This is a genomic window from Micromonospora sp. CNZ286 (assembly GCF_014207755.1).
Window position 1 is genome coordinate 4,151,885 of sequence record NZ_JACHIZ010000001.1, and the last position, 18,779, is coordinate 4,170,663.

Annotated in this window: 16 protein-coding genes; 8 read left to right on the plus strand and 8 right to left on the minus strand. The window is 68.9% G+C overall.

The features are described 5' to 3' along the window. Positions 1–622 precede the first annotated feature (622 nt). The 3 genes from FHX31_RS18020 to FHX31_RS18030 form a co-directional block, all read right to left on the minus strand. The gene (locus tag FHX31_RS18020) at positions 623–1,798 is read right to left on the minus strand and encodes a zinc-dependent alcohol dehydrogenase (protein WP_184976833.1); all 1,176 of its coding nucleotides are present in this window, start codon (positions 1,796–1,798) and stop codon (positions 623–625) included. Next, the gene (locus tag FHX31_RS32730; RefSeq protein WP_184976834.1) at positions 1,795–2,715 is read right to left on the minus strand and encodes an SRPBCC family protein; all 921 of its coding nucleotides are present in this window, start codon (positions 2,713–2,715) and stop codon (positions 1,795–1,797) included. Before FHX31_RS32730 ends, FHX31_RS18020 begins: the two co-directional genes overlap by 4 nt. Positions 2,716–3,147: 432 nt before the next feature. Then, positions 3,148–4,257, minus strand: coding sequence for a hypothetical protein (locus FHX31_RS18030; protein ID WP_184976835.1), 1,110 nt, complete (start codon positions 4,255–4,257; stop codon positions 3,148–3,150). A gap of 597 nt (positions 4,258–4,854) precedes the next feature. Between FHX31_RS18030 and FHX31_RS18035 the strand changes: the two genes are divergently transcribed. Together FHX31_RS18035 and FHX31_RS18040 are read left to right on the plus strand one after the other, a co-directional pair. Continuing rightward, positions 4,855–5,679: an aldo/keto reductase gene (locus tag FHX31_RS18035; RefSeq protein ID WP_402881383.1), complete on the plus strand. Its 825-nt coding sequence runs from the start codon at positions 4,855–4,857 to the stop codon at positions 5,677–5,679. A 675-nt stretch (positions 5,680–6,354) separates the two neighbouring features. After that, positions 6,355–7,242, plus strand: coding sequence for a hypothetical protein (locus FHX31_RS18040; protein WP_184976837.1), 888 nt, complete (start codon positions 6,355–6,357; stop codon positions 7,240–7,242). Between the two features lie 340 nt (positions 7,243–7,582). Here the strand turns inward: FHX31_RS18040 and FHX31_RS18045 are convergent, their stop codons facing one another. Continuing rightward, positions 7,583–8,266, minus strand: coding sequence for a TMEM175 family protein (locus tag FHX31_RS18045; RefSeq protein WP_402881380.1), 684 nt, complete (start codon positions 8,264–8,266; stop codon positions 7,583–7,585). A 399-nt stretch (positions 8,267–8,665) separates the two neighbouring features. Here FHX31_RS18045 and FHX31_RS18055 point away from each other — a divergent pair, with 399 nt between their 5' ends. After that, on the plus strand, positions 8,666–9,766 hold the full coding sequence (locus FHX31_RS18055; protein WP_184976839.1) for an L-dopachrome tautomerase-related protein: 1,101 nt from the start codon (positions 8,666–8,668) through the stop codon (positions 9,764–9,766). Positions 9,767–10,446: 680 nt separating this feature from the next. Here the strand turns inward: FHX31_RS18055 and FHX31_RS18060 are convergent. Beyond that, on the minus strand, positions 10,447–10,857 hold the full coding sequence (locus tag FHX31_RS18060; protein ID WP_184976840.1) for a hypothetical protein: 411 nt from the start codon (positions 10,855–10,857) through the stop codon (positions 10,447–10,449). On the opposite strand from FHX31_RS18060, the gene FHX31_RS18065 reads away from it, so the two are divergent. Beyond that, positions 10,856–11,236 carry a hypothetical protein gene (locus FHX31_RS18065; protein ID WP_402881376.1) on the plus strand — a complete coding sequence of 127 codons (381 nt, stop codon included), beginning with the start codon at positions 10,856–10,858 and terminating at the stop codon, positions 11,234–11,236. The two genes, FHX31_RS18060 and FHX31_RS18065, sit on opposite strands and share 2 nt — an antisense overlap. A gap of 213 nt (positions 11,237–11,449) precedes the next feature. Here the strand turns inward: FHX31_RS18065 and FHX31_RS18070 are convergent, their stop codons facing one another. Further along, the gene (locus FHX31_RS18070) at positions 11,450–11,764 is read right to left on the minus strand and encodes a YrhB domain-containing protein (RefSeq protein WP_184976841.1); all 315 of its coding nucleotides are present in this window, start codon (positions 11,762–11,764) and stop codon (positions 11,450–11,452) included. 175 nt (positions 11,765–11,939) lie between these two features. Between FHX31_RS18070 and FHX31_RS18075 the strand changes: the two genes are divergently transcribed. The 4 genes from FHX31_RS18075 (at position 11,940) to FHX31_RS18085 (ending at position 16,263) form a co-directional block, all read left to right on the plus strand. Beyond that, positions 11,940–12,332, plus strand: coding sequence for a hypothetical protein (locus FHX31_RS18075; RefSeq protein ID WP_184976842.1), 393 nt, complete (start codon positions 11,940–11,942; stop codon positions 12,330–12,332). Between the two features lies 1 nt (position 12,333). Further along, positions 12,334–13,299 carry a hypothetical protein gene (locus FHX31_RS32735; protein WP_402881372.1) on the plus strand — a complete coding sequence of 322 codons (966 nt, stop codon included), beginning with the start codon at positions 12,334–12,336 and terminating at the stop codon, positions 13,297–13,299. Between the two features lie 121 nt (positions 13,300–13,420). Then, positions 13,421–14,764 (plus strand): DUF4132 domain-containing protein, encoded by a 1,344-nt coding sequence (locus FHX31_RS18080; protein ID WP_402881391.1) that lies wholly within the window; start codon positions 13,421–13,423, stop codon positions 14,762–14,764. Next, positions 14,761–16,263, plus strand: coding sequence for a hypothetical protein (locus tag FHX31_RS18085; protein ID WP_151013924.1), 1,503 nt, complete (start codon positions 14,761–14,763; stop codon positions 16,261–16,263). The genes FHX31_RS18080 and FHX31_RS18085 overlap by 4 nt, the downstream gene beginning before the upstream one ends. A gap of 603 nt (positions 16,264–16,866) precedes the next feature. Here FHX31_RS18085 and FHX31_RS18090 read toward each other — a convergent pair. After that, complete coding sequence (locus FHX31_RS18090) at positions 16,867–17,649, minus strand: transposase family protein (protein WP_091331585.1); 783 nt, start codon at positions 17,647–17,649, stop codon at positions 16,867–16,869. Between the two features lie 260 nt (positions 17,650–17,909). After that, positions 17,910–18,775 (minus strand): IS5 family transposase gene (locus tag FHX31_RS18095; protein ID WP_013474031.1). Its coding sequence is split into 2 segments (ribosomal slippage): positions 17,910–18,442 and positions 18,442–18,775, totalling 867 coding nucleotides; the frame shifts between segments, so codons are not numbered across the junction. Positions 18,776–18,779: the final 4 nt, after the last annotated feature.

The following is an 18,779-nucleotide window of genomic DNA, read 5'->3' on the forward strand; positions in this document are numbered from 1 at the left end:
ATGAGTACGGACATGCCGCTTGACCTGCCTGGATGGAAACCTCGGCAGGCACAGGGCCAGCTTCTACACCACTCACCCGGCGTCGTGGCAGCTGCCGACACCTAGGCACTTGATTCGAGATCAAGGAAGCAACATGCCGGCCCATCCGGCATTGGCGCGGAGCCGCAGGCCAAAGCCGGTGAACGCCGAGGGGAACGACCTCAACCCGCGGCACGGTTACCGCCATCAAAGATCATTCGCTACCGGATGTTACCGCCGTTACCTGGGAAGATCTCCATCTCCCCAGGTCAACCGGTCGGGACGGCCGGATTCGAACCGACGACCCCTTGACCCCCAGTTTTACAACGATTCTGTCACGCCATACCGGAACAGGTCGAAGCATCCTAGAAGCCCGACAGACGACGGCCCGAATTGCTGTCCCATCCCGCTTGGTACCGCCTCATCCGCAGGTGGCGATCTTCTCAGTTACCGGGTTCGTTACCGCGGATCGTCAAGCGCTTCCCATGCCAGGAAGTTCGGCCGGGCTCCTGCGTCGCGCGACTGTCGGCAGCTTCTCCCATCGATCGGCAGACTCCGACCGACCCCGCATTCGGCCACCGTGGTGGCCGAATGCGGGTGCTTGTCAGGGTTTGAGGACGACCTTCTCGCAGTGGTCCTGCTTGTTCTTGAAGATCTCGAAGCCGCGTTCGGCCTCGTCGAGCGGCAGGGTGTGGGTGATGACCCGGGTCGGATCGATCTCGCCGCGCTCGATGCGCTGCAGCAACGGCTTCATGTAGCGCTGCACGTGGCATTGCCCCGTACGCAGGGTCAGCGAGCGGTTCATCCACGCGCCGACCGGGAACTTGTCGAGGAAGCCGCCGTACACGCCGATCACCGACACGATCCCACCGCTGCGGCACGACAGGATCGCCTGCCGCAGCGCGTGGGGGCGCTCGGTCTCGGAGCGGACCGCCTGCTTGACCCGGTCGTAGGCGTGGACGTGCGCGCTGCCGTGGCTGGCCTCCATGCCGACCGCGTCGATGCACTTGTCCGGTCCCCGCCCGCCGGTCAGTTCCAGCAGCCGGGACCGCACATCGACCTCGTCGAAATTGATCGTCTTGTGGCCCGCCCGTTCCGCCATCTGCAGCCGGTACGGCTCCTTGTCGATGGCGATGACCGTCGCGGCGCCGAGCACCCGGGCACTGTCCATGGCGAACTGCCCGACCGGGCCTGCGCCCCACACCGCTACCACGTCGGTGGACTGGATGTCGCACAAGTCCGCGCCCATGTAGCCGGTCGGCAGGATGTCGGAGAGGAACAGCGCCTGCTCGTCGGTCAGATCGGACTCGATCTTCAGCGGACCGACGTCGGCGAACGGCACCCGCGCATACTGTGCCTGACCTCCGGCGAAGCCGCCCGTCAGACGGGAATAGCCGAACATCCCGGCGACCGGGTGACCGAACATCTTCTCCGAGATCCCGGCGTTGGGATTGGAGTTCTCACAGCAGGAGTAGAGCTCGGCGGCGCACGCGCCGCAGGCGCCGCAGGCGATCGGGAACGGCACGACGACCCGGTCGCCGACCCGTAGCTTGTCCGCGGGCACTCCTGAGCCGACCTCGATCACCTCGCCCATGAACTCGTGGCCCATGACGTCGCCGTCCTGCATCGTGGGCACATATCCGTCCACCAGGTGCAGGTCCGAGCCGCAGATCGCGGTGGAGGTGATCTTTACGATCGCGTCGCGGTTGTTCAGGATCTTCGGGTCCGGCACGTCACGGACCTTGACCTTGTTGCGGCCCGCCCAGGTGTTCGCCCTCACGCGTGCGCTCCCTTCGCGAGCTCGGAATCCGACAGCGGTTGCGCCGGACGCTGCGGGAACTCCTTGCGAGCCCGCTTGCCCCAGGGGGCGCCGTCGGAGCGGACCACCTCGCCGGTCTCCAGCACCTGCTTGAGCCGGCGCAGGTCGTCGTCGAGCTGCTGGTGCGGTTCCTCGCCGAAGTACTTGGCGACCGCCTTGCCGACCGCACCACCCGGCATGTCGTAGGTCAGCAGGACCTGCACCTCGGTGCTCACACCATCCGGTGCGGGCACGAACCGGACCGTACCGGCGTTCGGCACATCGGCGTTCCCGGTCGACCGCCACGCGATCTTCTCGCCGGCCACCTCGTCGACGATCTCCGCGTCCCACTCGACGCTCTTACCGAACGGAGCGGCGGCGAACCAATGACTCGTACGGTCACCGGTGACGCGAACCTCCTCGAGATGAGCCATGAACGTCGGAAGGTGACCCAGATCGCGCCAGAACGCATAGACCTCCGATGGAGGCTTGCGAACGGTCGTCGCGGCCGTCAACTCCATGGATCCTCCTCTGCGTGCGCCTCGCACCGCCGGCACGGAGCCGATCTCCTTCGCCCGGGTGGCCTGCACAGCGGTCAGCAGATCCACCACAGTGATCCCGACGATGGCGCCAGTGACAGCGACGAGCCGCCGCCGGCGGCGCCCGCAACGGTGGGCGATGGCCATTCCGAGCGCGGTCAGGTCCATCGCGTCACCCACGACCCGGGTCCACACCCAGACGCTCTTGCGCCGGCTCGTCAGGAGCCCGGCCGCGTGTACCAGTTCCCGCGCCCCGACCAGCGGAGCCACCGCCCGAGACGTCGCCGAGTCGTCCACGCCGCTGATCCGGCGCACCGTCTCCGGCGCCGCCAGTTGTGCCACGCCCAGACCCAGACTCATCCAGCCGAGCCTCCGCCCCCGCTGCTGCGCCTCGTCCTGCCTTGCCCTCGCTGCCTCTCGATTCGCCAGTTGAGTCACGGGTAACCTCCGTGTCCGATCGCACCTGGCCGAGCATTCCGGTCCACGGCGAACCGGAGCCCGAACTAGCGGGGCCGGAATACCCCCCGAGTACCACCTGAACCCGCCAATCGATCGCTGCACGGAAATCGTATGGCTGGCCCGGGCCGCCCGTGCGGGCACTCATCGTGACGGTAACCAGCCTGCGGACATCGGGACTGGCTCCGACCACGCAGACCGGATGCCCCCCGTGTGGTGGGCCGCCGAGTCGCTTCCGCAGCAGCCTGCGGTCGCCGACATGCCCGCCCCGTCACGCCCCACCTGTGTGACGTCGCGACTCGGGGCATGCGCCCGCTCACCCCCGCGCGCAGTGGGTCATCCGTCCGTCTCATCCCGCCAGCCGCCGGGTTCCGGGTGGTAGCCGTAAGCGGCAGCCCGCACCGTTTCCTCGTCCTCCAGCCCGGAGCCGATCGCGCCACCGACGGTGGCCAGCGAACTGGTGATCCAGGCAAGCGTCAAGTAGTCGGTGACATCGACCGGTCGCTGCAAGGTCTGTTCCAGCACGGACGTGTCGATCAGCAGCGCCCCGACGAGCACTGTTCCCGCGAACAGCACCAGGTAGGACACCGCCGTGGCCAGCGTAAGGGTGCAGATCGTACCCAGGTTGAACATCCGGGCCAGCTCAGGCGGTGTCTCGCGGCCTGGTTTCTCCCACAGGTCGTGGGCGATGATCAGCCAGGCCACCAACGCGGTCAGCCCGAGTAGCATGATCACGGCGAGCCGGAGTCCGCCGAGCGCATCGCCCATCTGCCAGACGGTGTTCGTGGTGAGCGCGAACGCGGCCGTGCCGAACGCGCCGACCAGCAGCTTGGACAGGCCCAGCAGGGCACGCCCCGGGCGGTTGGCCTTGACCATCCCGGTCAACAGCCGCACCCGGCCGGTCAGCCGCGAGTCGACGTAGCGCAGTTCCCCGGCGTCGGTCTCGCCGACGACCTTGTGGATGGCGGTAACCCGGCTTGCCATCTCGGCCGGTGCCCAGCCGGCCGGCGTCACCCGCTGGTCGGAAGCGTCGGTGAGTAGTCGGCTCACCAGATCCGGAACGGCCGCGCGGGCCGCTCGCAACTGCCCAAGTCCCAGCGCAGGCAGCGACACCACCGCGACTCGGCGACGCGCGGAGGTCTGCGCCACCAGCGGCACCCGCTCGGCGTGCAGCGGCAGGTCGGTCAGGCAGATTGCGACGTCCCACCGGTCGTCGGTACGCCGCTGGGCAACATCGTCGAGCAGCGCCTCAACGCCGCCGTCGCGGCGCGGCGCCACCTCACCCCAGCCTTCCCGGACGGTCCACCGCACGCCGGCGTCCACCCGCTCGGAGAGCCGGCCGGTCAGCTCGGCGGTGAGCCGCGCGGCCACCCGGGCCGGGTAATCCGGCGGGGTCGCCACCAGTCCGACGACGATCTCCGGTCGGTGCCGCTCGCTGTGGATCATCCGTGCTCCTCACTTGTAGCCGGGCATGTCGCCGTCCACTTAGCGACCCGGGGTCGTCGTGACCTCTCCGACCGTTGTCATGGCGCTCCCCTCTCAGTGTCAGCACCCAGGTCTGCCCGCCACTCCGATCTGGGGGAAGTGGGCCGGAATCAGCGATGTCGTAGCTGCGCCGCAAGTCGGAGGAGCCGTTGCGGGACAGCCCGTACGAGCGGAAACAGGAGCAGGACGACCACACCGCTGGCACGTTGACCAGCCAATCAGCCACACCCGTCCCGGCGTGGGCCATGACCCCGGGCAGCGTCCGAAGCCGTTCGACGGCGAAGAACCGGGACGTGACGTGACGTGCCGTTTCGCCGTGCCGACCGGTCGGGGGTGCGTCGCTTGCTCGCGGTCACCCCCACGGTGCGGGCATCGGCGAAGGGGCCGCCCGAGGCCGCTCGAGGGCGGACAATCCGCTAGACGCCCACTGCACAGTGAGAGCCGTCGCGGAGAAGAGGTCACGCTACGAGGGGGTGTACTCCCTGTCGTGGTGGGTAACGCAGGCAACCCACTGGTACCCAGGCTCCCGGAAGGGTCGCCATGCCCCTCGCTGCCGCCGTGATCGAGCTGCCATCCGGCCAGACCATGCCCGTACTCGGCCAGGGAACCTGGTACCTGGGCGAGCGCCCCGCGAGGCGGCAGGACGAAATCGCCGCCCTACGCACCGGGCTCGACCTGGGGATGACCATGATCGACACTGCGGAGATGTACGGTGACGGCGCTTCCGAGGAACTCGTCGGCGAGGCGATCATCGGACGACGCGCCGAGGTCTTTCTGGTCGACAAGGTGCTGCCGTCCAACGCCAGCCGACGGGGAACCGTGCAGGCCTGCCGCCGCAGCCTGCAACGACTCGGCGTCGACCACATCGACCTCTACCTGCTGCACTGGCGCGGCGCGCATCCACTCGCGGAGACGATCGAGGCGTTCGCCGAACTCGTCGACGCCGGTGACATCGGGCAGTGGGGCGTAAGCAACTTCGATCTTTCCGACATGACGGATCTACTCGATGCGGGAGGGAACTCCTGCGCGACCAACCAGATCCTGTACAACCTCACCCGCCGCGGTCCCGAGCATGACCTGCTGCCGTGGCTACGCGAGCACCAGATCGCAGTGATGGCGTACTCCCCCATCGAGCAGGGCCGACTACTCGGCCATCCCCAGGTCGGGGAGGTCGCCGCCCGGCACGGGGCCACGCCGGCTCAGGTGGCGCTGGCCTGGCTGCTGCGGCAGGAGATGGTCGCGGCCATTCCCCGATCGTCCAAGCCGGAACACACACGGGAGAACGCGGAAGCGCGCGACCTGCAGCTGACTGAGGAGGACGTAGCGGCACTCGACACGGCATTCCCACCGCCGGCCGGCCCGCAACCGCTGGAGATGTTGTAGCGCCACCGACCGTTTCATCGGACGGCGCCGGTCGAGGTCGGCGCCATCCGCTCGGCGATCCGGCGGTGCAGGGCGGTGAGCGCCGGGGCTGACGGTGGCGGTCAGTGGCGGCGGGTCGGCCAGCCTGCGAGCCACCTCCGGGAGCCAGGCGAAATCGGCGTCGAGTCGGGAACGACCCCGGCGCGGGCCCGGAACCGCTCCACAGGGAAGAACGCGTCCCCGACTGTTCCTCCAGCAGGTTGGGGGTGCCGCGCCAGGTCGTGGCCAAACGCCAGCCAAGTCGCGCACAGCAACGCGACGATCAGCGGTGGAAGGCGATGGCTACACGCTGGGCCCGTTGTGGTGCTCCTGCAGCGCGTGCGACACGACGATGGCCGAAAACGGCAGCAGCGACTTGGTGAACAGCACGAACAGGTTCATCCAGTGCAGGCCGCGATCGATTTCTGAATGCGCTTGAAGGCCGCCTTGTGGGTGAGCCAGACGACGGCCACGTACGAGTAGGACTTCTCTCAGCGCAGCTGACCCGCCGTCTCCTCGGCGCACCTCTGAGCCGTTTGATGCGTCGGCACACGGGTAGACCGCGACCCGGTCCGAGGGGGTGGGCCGAGGGTCGGAGCCATACCGATGGTGGGCTCCATCCGGTCCGCATGCTAGGCGAGGCCCGAGGAGTACGGGATGGCCGAACCGGAGATTCGGGACACGGGCGCACGGGAGTCGCCCGCGCCACCGCGCGAGCAGGTCGATCGGCAGCGCGATGCCGAGGAGGGCGCGGACGTCGCCGGTCGGGGCCAGAACCTCGGTCCCGCCGGCAAACCAACGGGTGCCGAGCCCGGCAGACGCCCCGCCGCCCCGCAGCGTGGTGAGCACGACCTTCCCCAGCCGGCTGGCGGGCACAGCAGCAAGACGATGACAGACCCGGACGTCGTGCTCCAGGTCCCGCAGGTCAGGGTCGAACAGATCTACGTCGAGGTCGACAACCTGGACGCCTCCGTCTCACTGCGAGCCCGGCTGGGTAGCCTGCTCCAGCTCGACGTGGGCGTTCAAGCGCATCTCGGCACCGTGAAGATCGACATCAAGGGCATCGAGGCCGAAGCGATGCTCGAGGTTCGGCTCGAAGAGGTCCGCGGCATTCTCGACAGCGCCCTCCGCACCATCGAGCGCAACCCGCAGATCATCGAGTCGCTGGTGAAGACGGTGGACACTGCCGTGAACCAGGTCGGGCAGACAACTCAGCAGGTGCTCGGGCCGCAGGGGCCGCTAGCGCAGACGCTCGACCACGTCGGGCAGACAGCGCAGGAGGCGCTGGGGCCCAACGGGCCGCTGTCGCAGACGCTGCAGCAGGCCACCCAGCAGGTCGGTCAACAGCTCGGACAGACCACCCAGCAACTGGCTCAGAACCGCGGGGCGGCGGCCGACGGCGGTGGGGGTCTGGGTGGCGTGCTGGGCGGATCTCCGGCCCGAGTGGCGTGGCAACGGATGAAGAGGATCGTCAACAGCAGCCGGCCACTGAGGCGGGTCACGGCGCGGCTGGTAGAACCGCAGGGGCAACAGCCGCAAAGCTGATCGACGTCCACCGTGGTGCCTAGTACTCCAACGTGACCCGGCTTCGGCGTTGGGCGCGGCATGGGCATGAGGACGGCCACCGCGTTGTCATCGATGGTTTGTCAAGACGACCGAAGATCGTGCGGTGCCCGTGGGCCACAGGCTGGACCCCGCCCGGTGGCGGGTCATTCTGAACGAGGCGGAGACGCGTGTCGCACGCCGGTTCGTGCCGGCGGAGCGCCGCGGAGTTCGTGGAAAGGCTGCTGTCGGGCGTGGAACGCAAAATCTGCTGGCCCCTGGCGGAACGGGCGGGTCACGACGATCGGCAGGCCATGCAGCGGCGTAGCCGGTCGCCGGACCGTCAGCGCCCCGAGGGCGGGGGGCGATGCGCGATCCGGCGGGTGAGAGGCACCTGGTACAGACCGGCGCTGGTGACGGCGTAGAACACCGGCAGCACGACGAAAATCACCAGGCCGGCGAGTGGTGCGACCAGGTACCCAATGAGCCCTGCGGCGGCGTAGAGAATGGCCCCGACCAGTGCCCGCACCCGCTCGGCGGGGAAGTGCCGCTCGCTCACCTCCTCCCGGAGCAGGTCTTCGCGCCGAGCCAGGTAGTGGAAGAACGCCAGCCAGCTCGCGCAGAGCAGCGCGCCGATCAGCGCGTAGAAGGCGACGGCCACGCGTTGGTCCTGCTGGTCGTGCTCCTGAAGCGCGTCCGAGACCACGGCGGTCGGGAACGGCAGCAGCGCGATGGTGAACAAGACGAAGAGGTTCACCCAGTGCAGGCCCCGATCGCTCTCCTTGACCCGATTGAACGCGCCCTTGTGGTTCAGCCAGACGATGGCCACGTAGGCGTACGAGGCGAGATAGGCGAGGTAACCCGGCCACTGCTCCAGTAGCCCCGACAGCAGGCGACCGGGCGCTACGTCCGGCACCCGGAGATCCAGCACGAGCAGCGTGATGATGATGGCGAAGACGGCGTCACTGAACGCTACGGCACGGCTGGTGTCCGACCGGGTGCCGATGTCGTCGGTTGGCCTGCTCACGGCCGGGTGGCTACCCACCGACGCCCACGATAAGCGGCTCCTTCCAACCGAACCAATAGTGCGGATCATGAGGTGGAGGGCGAAGCGGATTGCAAGAATTTGACTGCCAGGCGATCTTGAGCGGTAGGGGCGGAATCTTCACGCGAGGCAGTCAATGAAGGCAGTCGTGTACGACGGGCCGCGGACGGTCAGCGTCAAGGAGGTGCCGGACGCCAGGATCGAGCGACCGACGGACGCCTTGGTACGCATCACGACGACGAACATCTGTGGTTCGGACCGACACATGTACGACGGGCGCAACGGTGACTTCGTTGAGCACGTTCCAGGCCGACAGCACCTAAGCGTTTGCCGCTCAGGGCTTCGGGAAGAAGGCGTCGCGCCGACAGTCAGGAGCAGCGGATGAACGGGCCCCTAGCCGACGAACCCGTCGGCGACCTCGAACTCGTGCACACCTTCGCCGGGCCCATGCCCACCGGGGTGAGCGTCTCGCACACCGGCCGGGTCTTCGTGAACTTCCCCAAGTGGGGCGACGACGTGCCCGCCACGGTGGTCGAGCTGCGCGACGGCCGCGAGGTGCCCTTCCCGGACCAGGACTGGAACCAGCCCGCCCGGGACGACGACGCCGGCGCATTCGTGTCGGTGCAGAGCATCGTGGTGGACCCGGCCGACCGGCTCTGGGTGGTCGACACCGGCAGCCCAATGTTCCGGCCCACGAAGCCGGGCGGGCCCAAACTGGTCCGCGTCGACCTGGACAGCAACTCGGTCGCCCAGGTCATCACCTTCCCGGCCGACGTCGCGCTGCCCTCGACGTACCTCAACGACGTGCGGTTCGACCTGCGCAGGGGTGACGCCGGGATCGCCTACCTCACCGACTCCTCGGACTCCGGGCCAAACGGTATCGTCGTGGTCGACCTGGCCAGCGGCGCGTCCTGGCGGCGGCTGCACGACCACCCGTCCACCAAGGCCGAGCCGCTGTCCACCTACCGGCCCATCGTCGAGGGACGGCCGTTCCTGGAACGCCCAGCCGACGGACCGCCGAAGCCGCTGTCGATGGGGTCGGACGGGATCGCCATCTCGGCCGACGGCTCCCGGCTGCACTACTGTCCCCTCGCCTCCCGCCGCTGGTACAGCGTCGCCACCGACGCGCTCGCCGACCGCGACCTCAGCGAGGACCTGGTCGCCGCCACGGTGGCGGACGAGGGTGACAAGGGCGGCGGCTCCGACGGCCTGGAGACCGACGACGCCGGCAGGTTCTACCTGACCTCGTACGAGAACAACGCCGTGCTGCGCCGCCGGCCGGACGGAGAGTACGAGACCGTCGTGCACGATCCCCGTCTGCTCTGGCCGGACACCATGTCCGTCGCCACGGACGGGCACCTCTACGTCACCGCCAACCAGCTGCACCGGCAGCCGAAGTACCAGCGGGGACAGGACCTGCGGCGCAAGCCGTACGCCCTGTTCCGCACCCGCATCGACGCCGGACCGGTCCTGCTGCGCTGAACCGGCCGGAAGCGACGGGGACCGAGACGCGACGGTGTCCTTCACGGCGCTGTCACGGGCCCGTCCGAGCTTCCCTGACTCGCCGGCATGGACGGGTGACACGGGCGCCGCCGACCGCTGGGGCGCCCGAATTGCCAGGGCTCGACTGCGCAACCGTCCCCCAGGAAGACCAGGACCAGGAGCAGGACCAGGGCAACCGACGACTATGTCGCGCACCGAGGGCTCGTCGAACCGCCCGACGTAACGACAGCTGGCAACGTCTGCAGCGCTTGACGCAGAATCAAGAGACCACAATGCGGCTTCATCCGGGATGCAGATGAAGCCGCAGGTCAGAGCGTTGTACAGCGCGCACGCCGACCGGCCAACCGTCCACGCGGTTACCGCCAATAAAGATCATCCGTTACCGGATGTTACCGCCGTTACCGGAGAAGATCTTCATCTCCCCAGGTCAACCGGTCGGGACGGCCGGATTCGAACCGACGACCCCTTGTAACGGAAAGTAGCCGAAATGGGCTTGTCATTACTTGCCTGAAATGGTCGCTGAGCTGCAAGGACGTCACTGAGCCCTCACCGACTCTTATCACTCTTCGCCGATATTTGGCTTGGGTTTTCGGGGGGTAAACGGGGGCCAGGTTCAACGTCCGCCACGTCTGACCGTCTATCCACCGGTCTTGCCAGCCTTATAGATCGTGCACCGACCGGACTTGCGGCAGCCCGTCCTCGGTCAACACGATCGTCACCGGGACCTCACGCGGTGGCGGTCTCTCGGTGGTATCCCGTAACCCGCGGTGCGCGGGACATTCGCACGATGGCTGCAGCGGGTCAGGACACCCGACGAGGGCAGACATCAGCCGCTGGACCCCGTCGACGTCGACCGGCCACGTCCAGTCCATGTCCCACGGCTCCTCCCACGGCGGGTGGAAGCAATCGTGATCAAAGCGCACCAGAAGTCCAGCACCACACTCCGGGCAGGCCACCACGCTGCTCCAGCGATAGTTGACCTCGTGCCCCGAGGCACCGTGCGGAACGCCCCAACGGCTGATGAGCACCACCGTGCGCTGATCCGCCCGGCACACGACGCAGATGCCCATGGCCGCACCTCCCCTGCCGTACGCCCGCAACCACACTGTAGAGATCGACGACAACCCACGGGACGGGGCGAAGGAGGCGAACGCTGCGAGGATCGAGATGAGGTGGGCTCGGTACCGTGACGAGGTGATTCCGAGTTGTCCCGACTGCCACGCCGCGGGCGTCCCTCTGCTCTTCGGACTCCCGGCGCCGGAAGCCAGAGAGGCTGCAGCCGCAGGCGAGCTTGCGCTCGGCGGATGCTTCCTCCCCGAAGAACCGGTACCGAACTGGCAGTGCCCACGGCAACACCGATGGCACGACGCCGATGAGCGGACATGGAACACGCAACTCCTAGCCGCACTACTCGCACACGGCTACACCGAGCGGGATGACGACGCTTGAGCCGGCAGCAGGCGCGGGCGCCGGCAGCTGCGGTGCTTCGGGCGTCGTCGTCGTAGCCGAAGTTGACGCCGTCGCAGAGACCGTGCTCCCCACCGATAACGGCCTCTTACTCCTACGGGACGTCGCCGCGGGCACGCCAGCACACCATCGACCCGCCTTCGAGACATCGCGCATCCCCCGCTCCGACGCGTGGCTCCCAAAGAGGGCTCGGGCTTACGGCTGCGGGGAGGCGCAGAGTGCGCAGGTGTGTCGGCCGTTGGTGTGCTCAGCGACGTAGTAGTCGATCGATCGAGCCATACCCGTGTGGTGGGCCTGCCCCGTTCTCCGGTCCACAAGGACCGGCGCGTTACCCATGACGGAGTCGAGGAAGGATCCAGTCTCGATGTACCGCACCGACTGGTAGTGGAACACCCAGAAGGCCGGGCGCTCCTCCACGTCAGCGATGGCAAGCGGCGGCACGTCCGGAAACGAGGACATCTCCTGCAGCACCGCCGCCGCGGTGCTTCTCGCCTCCTTCTCCGTAACCACCGCCACATCATGCCCTCAAAGAGGCACGCTGCCGGCAGCGACGACGCCCGGCCCGCCGGGGCATTGCGTGGAACACAGCGGCGGTGACACCCGCTGCCCGGGCGGATGACCGCAGCGGTTCCGTCGGACTGTCGTGCCATGATGCCGCTCACCTCAAGGCAAGGAGCACGGCGCGATGGCCACGGTTACGGTTCGGGACGAGACAGCGACGGGCAGGGCGATCGATCAGTGGCCGTTGGCAGGCCTGCCCGAGCGCATCTCCGCGCGGGAGCTGGTCCGGTTGCGCGTGCGCGAGGAGGTGGCGCGGTTCAACGCCGACCAGGCCGACCTCTTCCGGGGTCTGGTGCGGCCGACCAACGCGGAGGCGACGTTGAACGGCTATCGGGTCGGTCGGGGACGGCGGCTGGACTGGAAGCGTCAGGCGGACGCGGCGTGTGCCGCCTTCGCCCGCAACGGCTTCGTGCTGTTGGTGGGTGATCGCCAGGTCGAGGATCTCGACGAGGAGATCGACCTGCTTGCGGACCCCGAGGTGGCCTTCGTGCGACTCGTCCCCCTGGTAGGTGGCTGAGATGGGTGACTGGACGCGCCTGCTTCCCGCGCTGAGCGCCCCGGATCGCCGGCGGGTGGAAACCGGAATCGCCGAAGCCGACGTCCACGTTCGGCCGCTGCTCCGTCCGATGGACACCTACTTCTGGGCGACGTCGGTGACCCGCACGCCGGAATGGGCGGCCACCAAGGCGTGGCCGGGTGAACTTCGCCGCCGTGCCGCGCTCGCCGTGCACCTGCAGGCGACCACCAGCTCGATCCCGTCCGCGCTGAACGACGTCGTGCGGAGCCTCGCCGACGGCGTGCACGACTGGACCCGGGCGGATCTCCTGTGGAGTCTGGAGGTTGCCGGCCAGGGGCACGGCTACGACAACGGCGCCCACCTGGAGTTGCCGGCGATGATCGCCGTGCGTCTGGCTCCCGCGGACCTGGCGGATCTGGCGCCGGCGCTCTCGGCCCTGTTCGACGAGATCGCCGAGGACTACTTCATGGCAGCCGGGCCACGTCGGCGCGTCGCCATGCTGATCGGAGAGGCGCTCGACCGTGCCACCGGTCGCCGCGTGCCGTCCTGGTTGCTGCACCACGGCGACGAGTTCGGTCCCCTCGTACGCGCCGGCATGGGTGACGTCCTCGCCGCGCCGGGCGTGCCCGAGTTGCTGGCGCACTGCGCCTCGCTCGACAAGCCGGCGCCACCGGCGAAGTGGTTGCGCGTCCTCGACGAACGGCTCACGACCGCGGCCGACGGCGCGAAGGCGGTCCGCGGTCCTGGAGGCGTTCACCGCGCACCGTCGCCGCGTGCACGAAGACTCGGACCGCTTCCTGCGTGGCCTGGTGTGGGCGCTGTCGCGAGAGTCGGACGAAGCGGCGACGGACCTGCTGGCCCGGGTCACCGCCACCGCCTCGGCCGCGCCCCGCCAGGCGTCCGGTTTCCCCCATGCCCAGCGCACCGCGATCGCGGCCGTACAGCTGCTCGCCGGGCGCGACGGTGAGGCACCGGTGCGGACCCTGGCCCGGCTCGCGGCGACCGTGAAGAACAAGGCGGTGCGCGCCCGGGTGCAGTCCGCGCTGGCGCGCCTCGGCGCGTCGCGGGGGTGGTCGCTCAGCGAGGTGATGGAGCTCGCCGTCGACGACCACGGGCTCGACTCCACCGGCAGCCGACTGACCGAGGTCGGCCCTTACGAGGCGACGGTGCGGGTCGTGGGCGAGAAGGCCCGTCTGACCTTTGCTCGCGGCGGCGTTGGGCTGAAGGGCGTCCCGGCCGTGCTCAAGGAGACGCACGCCGACGAGCTGAAGCAGCTACGTGACATGGTGAAGGGCATCAGCGCGACGCTGACCGCCGAGCGGCAGCGGGTGGAGGCGCTGCTGTCCGAGGACCGCGTCTGGGCGTACCCGGACTGGGTGTCCCGCTTCCTCGACCACCCGATAACCGGGACGTACGGGCGGCGGCTGCTCTGGGAGACCAGCACCGACGGGCGCGACTGGTCGGCGGGCCTGCCCCACGAGGACGGCGACGGGTGGACGCTCGCCGGTCTCGACGGGCGACCGGCGCGTGGTGAGCGGGTCCGGCTGTGGCATCCCATCCACGCCTCGGTGGACGAGACCCTCGCCTGGCGGGAACGGGTGCTCGCCACCGGCCTGACGCAGCCGTTCAAGCAGGCATTCCGTGAGGTCTACCTGCTCACGCCGGCCGAGGAGCGGACCGGCTCCTACTCCAACCGGTTCGCCGCGCACATCCTGCGCTACCGCCAGGCGAACGCGCTCATGCGCGCCCGCGGCTGGCAGGCCGGCTACCTCGGCACGTGGGACGGCGGGTACGACAGCGAAGCCACCAAGCTCTTCGGCGGTGGTGCGTGGCGGGCGTCCTTCCACCACCAACTCGTCGACACCGACGACCCGCGCGACTACGACGTCCACTACTGCTCGACCGACCAGGTGCGCTTCGCCCGATCCGACGGCGCGACCTGGCAACCCGCACCGGTCGCGGACGTACCGCCGCTGGTGTTCACCGAGGCGATGCGGGACGTGGACCTGTTCGTCGGCGTCACCTCGATCGCCACCGACCCGCAGTGGGCCGACCGCGGCGAGGACCGGTTCCGGGACTACTGGCACCGCACTGCGGTCGGCGCGCTGAACCCGTCGGCGCAGGTACGTCGCGACGCCCTGGCCCGGCTGCTCCCCCGCATGGCCATCGCCGACCGGGTCACCCTCGCGGACCGATACCTGCACGTACGCGGGAACCTGCGGAGTTACCGGATCCACCTCGGCTCGGGCAACATCATGATGGAGCCCCACGACGCCTACCTGTGCATCGTCCCCGCACGCGGCGGCACCGGACGGCTACACCTGCCGTTCGAGGACGACCCGATGCTGTCGACGATCCTGTCCAAGGCGATCATGCTCGCCGCCGACGACACGATCACCGACCCCACCGTGCTGCGGCAGCTCGCCGCATGACCGACTGGGCGCGACTTGACGTCAGCTACTGCCAGTACGAGGTGACCACCGTGCCCGGCGCGACCGGCCTGGGCATCCACACCATCGGCGACACCCTCCTTCAGGTGGGCGGGCCGAGCCGGCTCACCGGCTTCTGCGGCATCCACACGGGGCCGATCGAGGCACGTCTGCGGGTGCTGCCGGAGCCCCCGACGCAGATCGACGCCGGTTGGGACGCGATCAGCGAGGCGACCCTGTGGAGCCCCAGCGGCCGGTTGTCGGTCATCGGCCTGATGGGCGGCGTCACGGAGACCATCGTCGACGTCGCCGTCCCACGCGGGCTGATCCGAATACGGGTGCACGCCCGTCACCGCCTGCATGAAACGGTACGCACCGACGACGACCCGCCCGAGCAACACGAACTGCACGTCTGGGCGGCGCGCGAGGAGACACCGTGGCGCACCGTGCTGGCCGGCCCCGAGCGTCGCGGCTGGGAGCAAAAACCGGAGAAGGCCGCCGAGTGGGCGATGCTGTCCCTTGTTCCCCGCCCGTCCACCCGGCCGGCGATCCTGCCGCCGCTGCCGCCTGACCCGTACGAGGACGACACTGGTCTCGCCCGGGTGACGGTGGTGCGCCACCGGCCCGCACCGGTCGGCCTGCCGGTGGTTGTGCTGCCCGTCGGTGACCTGCAGGTGCGCCTGGGGCGGATCGACGCAGAAAGTCTCCGGTGGTCATGGGAGACGGCCGACGCGCCGATCTTCCCCGAACCGCTGACCACCCTGCCCGACGACGAGCCCACCACGGTACGGCTGACGACCGGCACGGACGGCGTAACGCTGCGGCACGAGGGAGTGCGGGGCCGGCACGCCGCCGCCCTCGGCCTGATCTGGGACCACCTGCTCGACGGCACCGGGACGTACCCGTGGGTCGAGACTCTGCGGGAGCGGGCCGCCGAGGCGACCGCACGGACGGAGGAGCTCCGCCGGTTCCGGGCCGAACAGGAAGCCGAGCGGTGGGGAGGTCCTCCGCCGTCGAGGCGTGTCCGCGAACTGCGCGGCCAGGCCCAGCCCTTGGCGCGCCTCGACCGTCGGCTGCTCGACCGGATCGACGCGCTGCCCTCCGAGCGCCAGCGGCAGGTGGCCTGCTGGGCAGCCCGCCGCGCGATTCGGGTGGCCGGCCTGGAGCAACTCGGCTGGATCGCCGACGCTCTCGCCGCCGCCGAGGACGGCCGCCCACTGCCCCCCGCCTTCACCGAGCAGCGTGGTGCCGCCGCGTACCGGCGGCTGCTGTCCGACCCGGAGGTACCCCGCACCACCATCCCGCTGCGGCCGAGCCCGACCGCGTTCGGCTCACAGGCTGTCACCGAGATGCTCCAGCAGGCCGCCGCGTTCCCCGCCCTGACCGCGCTGGCCAACGTCGACCCGCTGGCCGCCGCGATCGACGCCGTCTACAACGCAGCGTTCGCCCACGGCGACGACCGCCACCGCTTCCTCACCGAGGCCCATGCCATCCTGCCCTGAGCCTTGATCGCCATCCGCTACCTATCGAGACTGCCATGAAACGGCGGTACACTTTCTGCGACGCTCAAATAGCACCAGCCGCTCAGAGGAACGAGGGACTCGGACCCAAGACAACCTCTTGTCGAGTCCCCTCAGGACTTGTCATTGGTTGTCAAAACTCCTTGTAACGGTAAGTAGCCAAAGCGGGCTGGTTATCACTTGCCTAACGTGGTCGCTGAGCTGCAACGACATCGCTAGCCCTTCACCGTCCCTTGTCACTCTTCGCCAACATCTGGCTCGGGTTTTCGGGGGGGGGGGGGGGGGGGGGGTAAATGGGGGCCAAGGTTGAACCTCCGCCACGTCTGACCGCCTACGGGCCGGGCCCTGCACGTCTCATAGATCGCGTACCGTGACCCTCGCACAGGCGGGCGAGTCTCGACGGTCCCGGCGTTTGCCATGCGTGGAGCTTCTTGGACTTGGCGCGAGGCTCGAAGTCCAAGCGCCCGGACAGCTTAGGCGTGTTAGGCGTGTCGTCCCTAGGGTCGCGGTCGAGCTAAACCCGAGCGACCTTCGCCGCCTCGTCGCGGTTGTCCTCAGCGGCCTCCGCTGACCACTGAGCCATTTTCATCCTGCGTGGCGGTCGGCTTCGACGCGGTGCAGGACGAGGATGGCCTGCACGATCGCGGTCGCTCGGCGTGGGCAGCAGCGCAGCTTGACCAGGATTTTCCAGGTCTTGAGGGTGGCGATCGCGCGTTCGCCGCGGGCGCGGATCTTCGCGTGCGCTCGGTTGACGGCCTTCTGCCGGCGTGACAGCTTCGGCCGGAAGCGGCGCCGCTTGAACGGGGTGCGCACGCTGCCGGGGGCGCCTTGATAGCCCTTGTCCGCGAAGGTCATCACGTCGGTGCTGGCCAGGGCGTCGATGATGCCGTGGGTGCGGGCGGCGGTCAGGTCGTGCGTCGAGGCGGGCAGCGCGGCCGAGGCCCAGACGAGACGCCCGGCCGCGTCGGCGATGACCTGCACGTTCACGCCGTGACGCTTGTGTTTTCCGGAGTAGTACGGCTTCTGGTTGGCGACCCGGTCGATCGGGATCAGGGTGCCGTCGAGGATTGCGTAGGCGAGCAGACGGATCCTGGTCATGGCCGTGGCCAGGTCGTCGGCGGTCGCGGCGAGCAGGTCGATGGCCTCGTGGACATAACGCCAGGCGGTCGTGACGCCGATGTCGAATCCGGCGGCCAGGCGGGTGTAGGTGTCGCCGTTGCGCAGGTGGGCCAGGGCGAGCAGGGCTTGCCGGCCGGGGTCGAGGCGTCGCCACCGAGACCGTTGCTGCTGGCGGCGGGTTCGGATGAGGGCGGCGAGGTGGTTCAGGCTGCGGGTGGACAACGGAATCGCGGCAGGGTAAGACAGCACAGCGAGGCTCCCGGTTGGGGCATCTGATCTTGGTCGATTGCTGTCTTACCGGGAGCCTCGTCCTACCTGGACACCGGCCTCCCACACCGCCCGTGACCTGCGCCGTCACGATGAAAATGGCTCATTGATCACGGCGCGGTTTGTGAAGCGGCACGGTATCGGTCGGACTTGTCGGATGGGCGGTGGGCGTTGATCGAGCCAGTGCCGACCGCGCGGCAGGCAGCGCGGGTGGGGTTAGGGACTAGGGCCTGTCCTGTCGATCATGGAAGCCAGATGATGGCGGCGATGAGGATCAGGCTGGCTCGGTAGAGGGATGCGCGTTTGGCGTAGCGGGTGGCCAGGTCACGCCATTGCTTGAGTCGGTTGAAGCAGCGTTCCACGACGTTGCGTTTGCGGTAGGTCGCCTTGTCGAAGGCGGGTGGTCGCCCGCCGGTGCTGCCCTTGGCGGCGCGGCGGGCGATCTGGTCGCTGCGTTCGGGGATGACGTGCCGGATCCCGCGTTGGCGCAGGGCTCGACGGGTGGAGTCATGGGCGTAGCCCTTGTCCGCGATCAGCACGTCCGGACGTTTGCGGGGCCGGCCCGGTCCGGGCTGGTTGACGCGGATCGCGTCGAGCAGGGCGAGGAGCTGGGGGTTGTCGCCGGCCTGGCCCGGGGTGAGCAGGATCGACAACGGCCGGCCGCGTCCGTCGACTGCGAGGTGGATTTTCGTGCTCAGTCCTCCGCGTGATCGGCCGATGGCCTCGCCATCTTGCGCACCAGGCGTCGCCGGACTTGTCGGGGAGCCCCCTTTTTGCGGGCGCCAGCGGCATGCTGATGCGCCCGCACGATCGACGAGTCGATGCTGATCGTCCACTGCACCGGTGTGCCGTCGTCGTGCACCTGCGCCGCCGCGAGGATCCGATCCCATGTCCCGTCGGCGCTCCACCGACGCAGCCGCTCATGGCAGGTCTTCCACGGCCCGAAACGTTCGGGCAGGTCACGCCACGGCGCACCCGTGCGCAGCTTCCACAAAATCCCGTTGATGACCTGCCGGTGATCTCGCCACCGCCCACGAGCACCGCCCGGCTCCGGTAGCAGCGGCGCGATCACCGCCCACGCCTCATCGGTCAACTCACCACGACGCACCACC

What these genes read in the sequence shown, in the direction of transcription:
- FHX31_RS18080 (WP_402881391.1), top strand. Translation starts at nt 13,421, where the DNA reads ATGGAGCTCGCCGTCGACGACCACGGGCTCGACTCCACCGGCAGCCGA.
- FHX31_RS18040 (WP_184976837.1), top strand. Translation starts at nt 6,355, where the DNA reads ATGGCCGAACCGGAGATTCGGGACACGGGCGCACGGGAGTCGCCCGCG.
- FHX31_RS32730 (WP_184976834.1), bottom strand. Translation starts at nt 2,715, where the DNA reads ATGAGTCTGGGTCTGGGCGTGGCACAACTGGCGGCGCCGGAGACGGTG.
- FHX31_RS18075 (WP_184976842.1), top strand. Translation starts at nt 11,940, where the DNA reads ATGGCCACGGTTACGGTTCGGGACGAGACAGCGACGGGCAGGGCGATC.
- FHX31_RS18065 (WP_402881376.1), top strand. Translation starts at nt 10,856, where the DNA reads ATGGCCGCACCTCCCCTGCCGTACGCCCGCAACCACACTGTAGAGATC.
- FHX31_RS18055 (WP_184976839.1), top strand. Translation starts at nt 8,666, where the DNA reads ATGAACGGGCCCCTAGCCGACGAACCCGTCGGCGACCTCGAACTCGTG.
- FHX31_RS18060 (WP_184976840.1), bottom strand. Translation starts at nt 10,857, where the DNA reads ATGGGCATCTGCGTCGTGTGCCGGGCGGATCAGCGCACGGTGGTGCTC.
- FHX31_RS18030 (WP_184976835.1), bottom strand. Translation starts at nt 4,257, where the DNA reads ATGATCCACAGCGAGCGGCACCGACCGGAGATCGTCGTCGGACTGGTG.
- FHX31_RS18085 (WP_151013924.1), top strand. Translation starts at nt 14,761, where the DNA reads ATGACCGACTGGGCGCGACTTGACGTCAGCTACTGCCAGTACGAGGTG.
- FHX31_RS32735 (WP_402881372.1), top strand. Translation starts at nt 12,334, where the DNA reads ATGGGTGACTGGACGCGCCTGCTTCCCGCGCTGAGCGCCCCGGATCGC.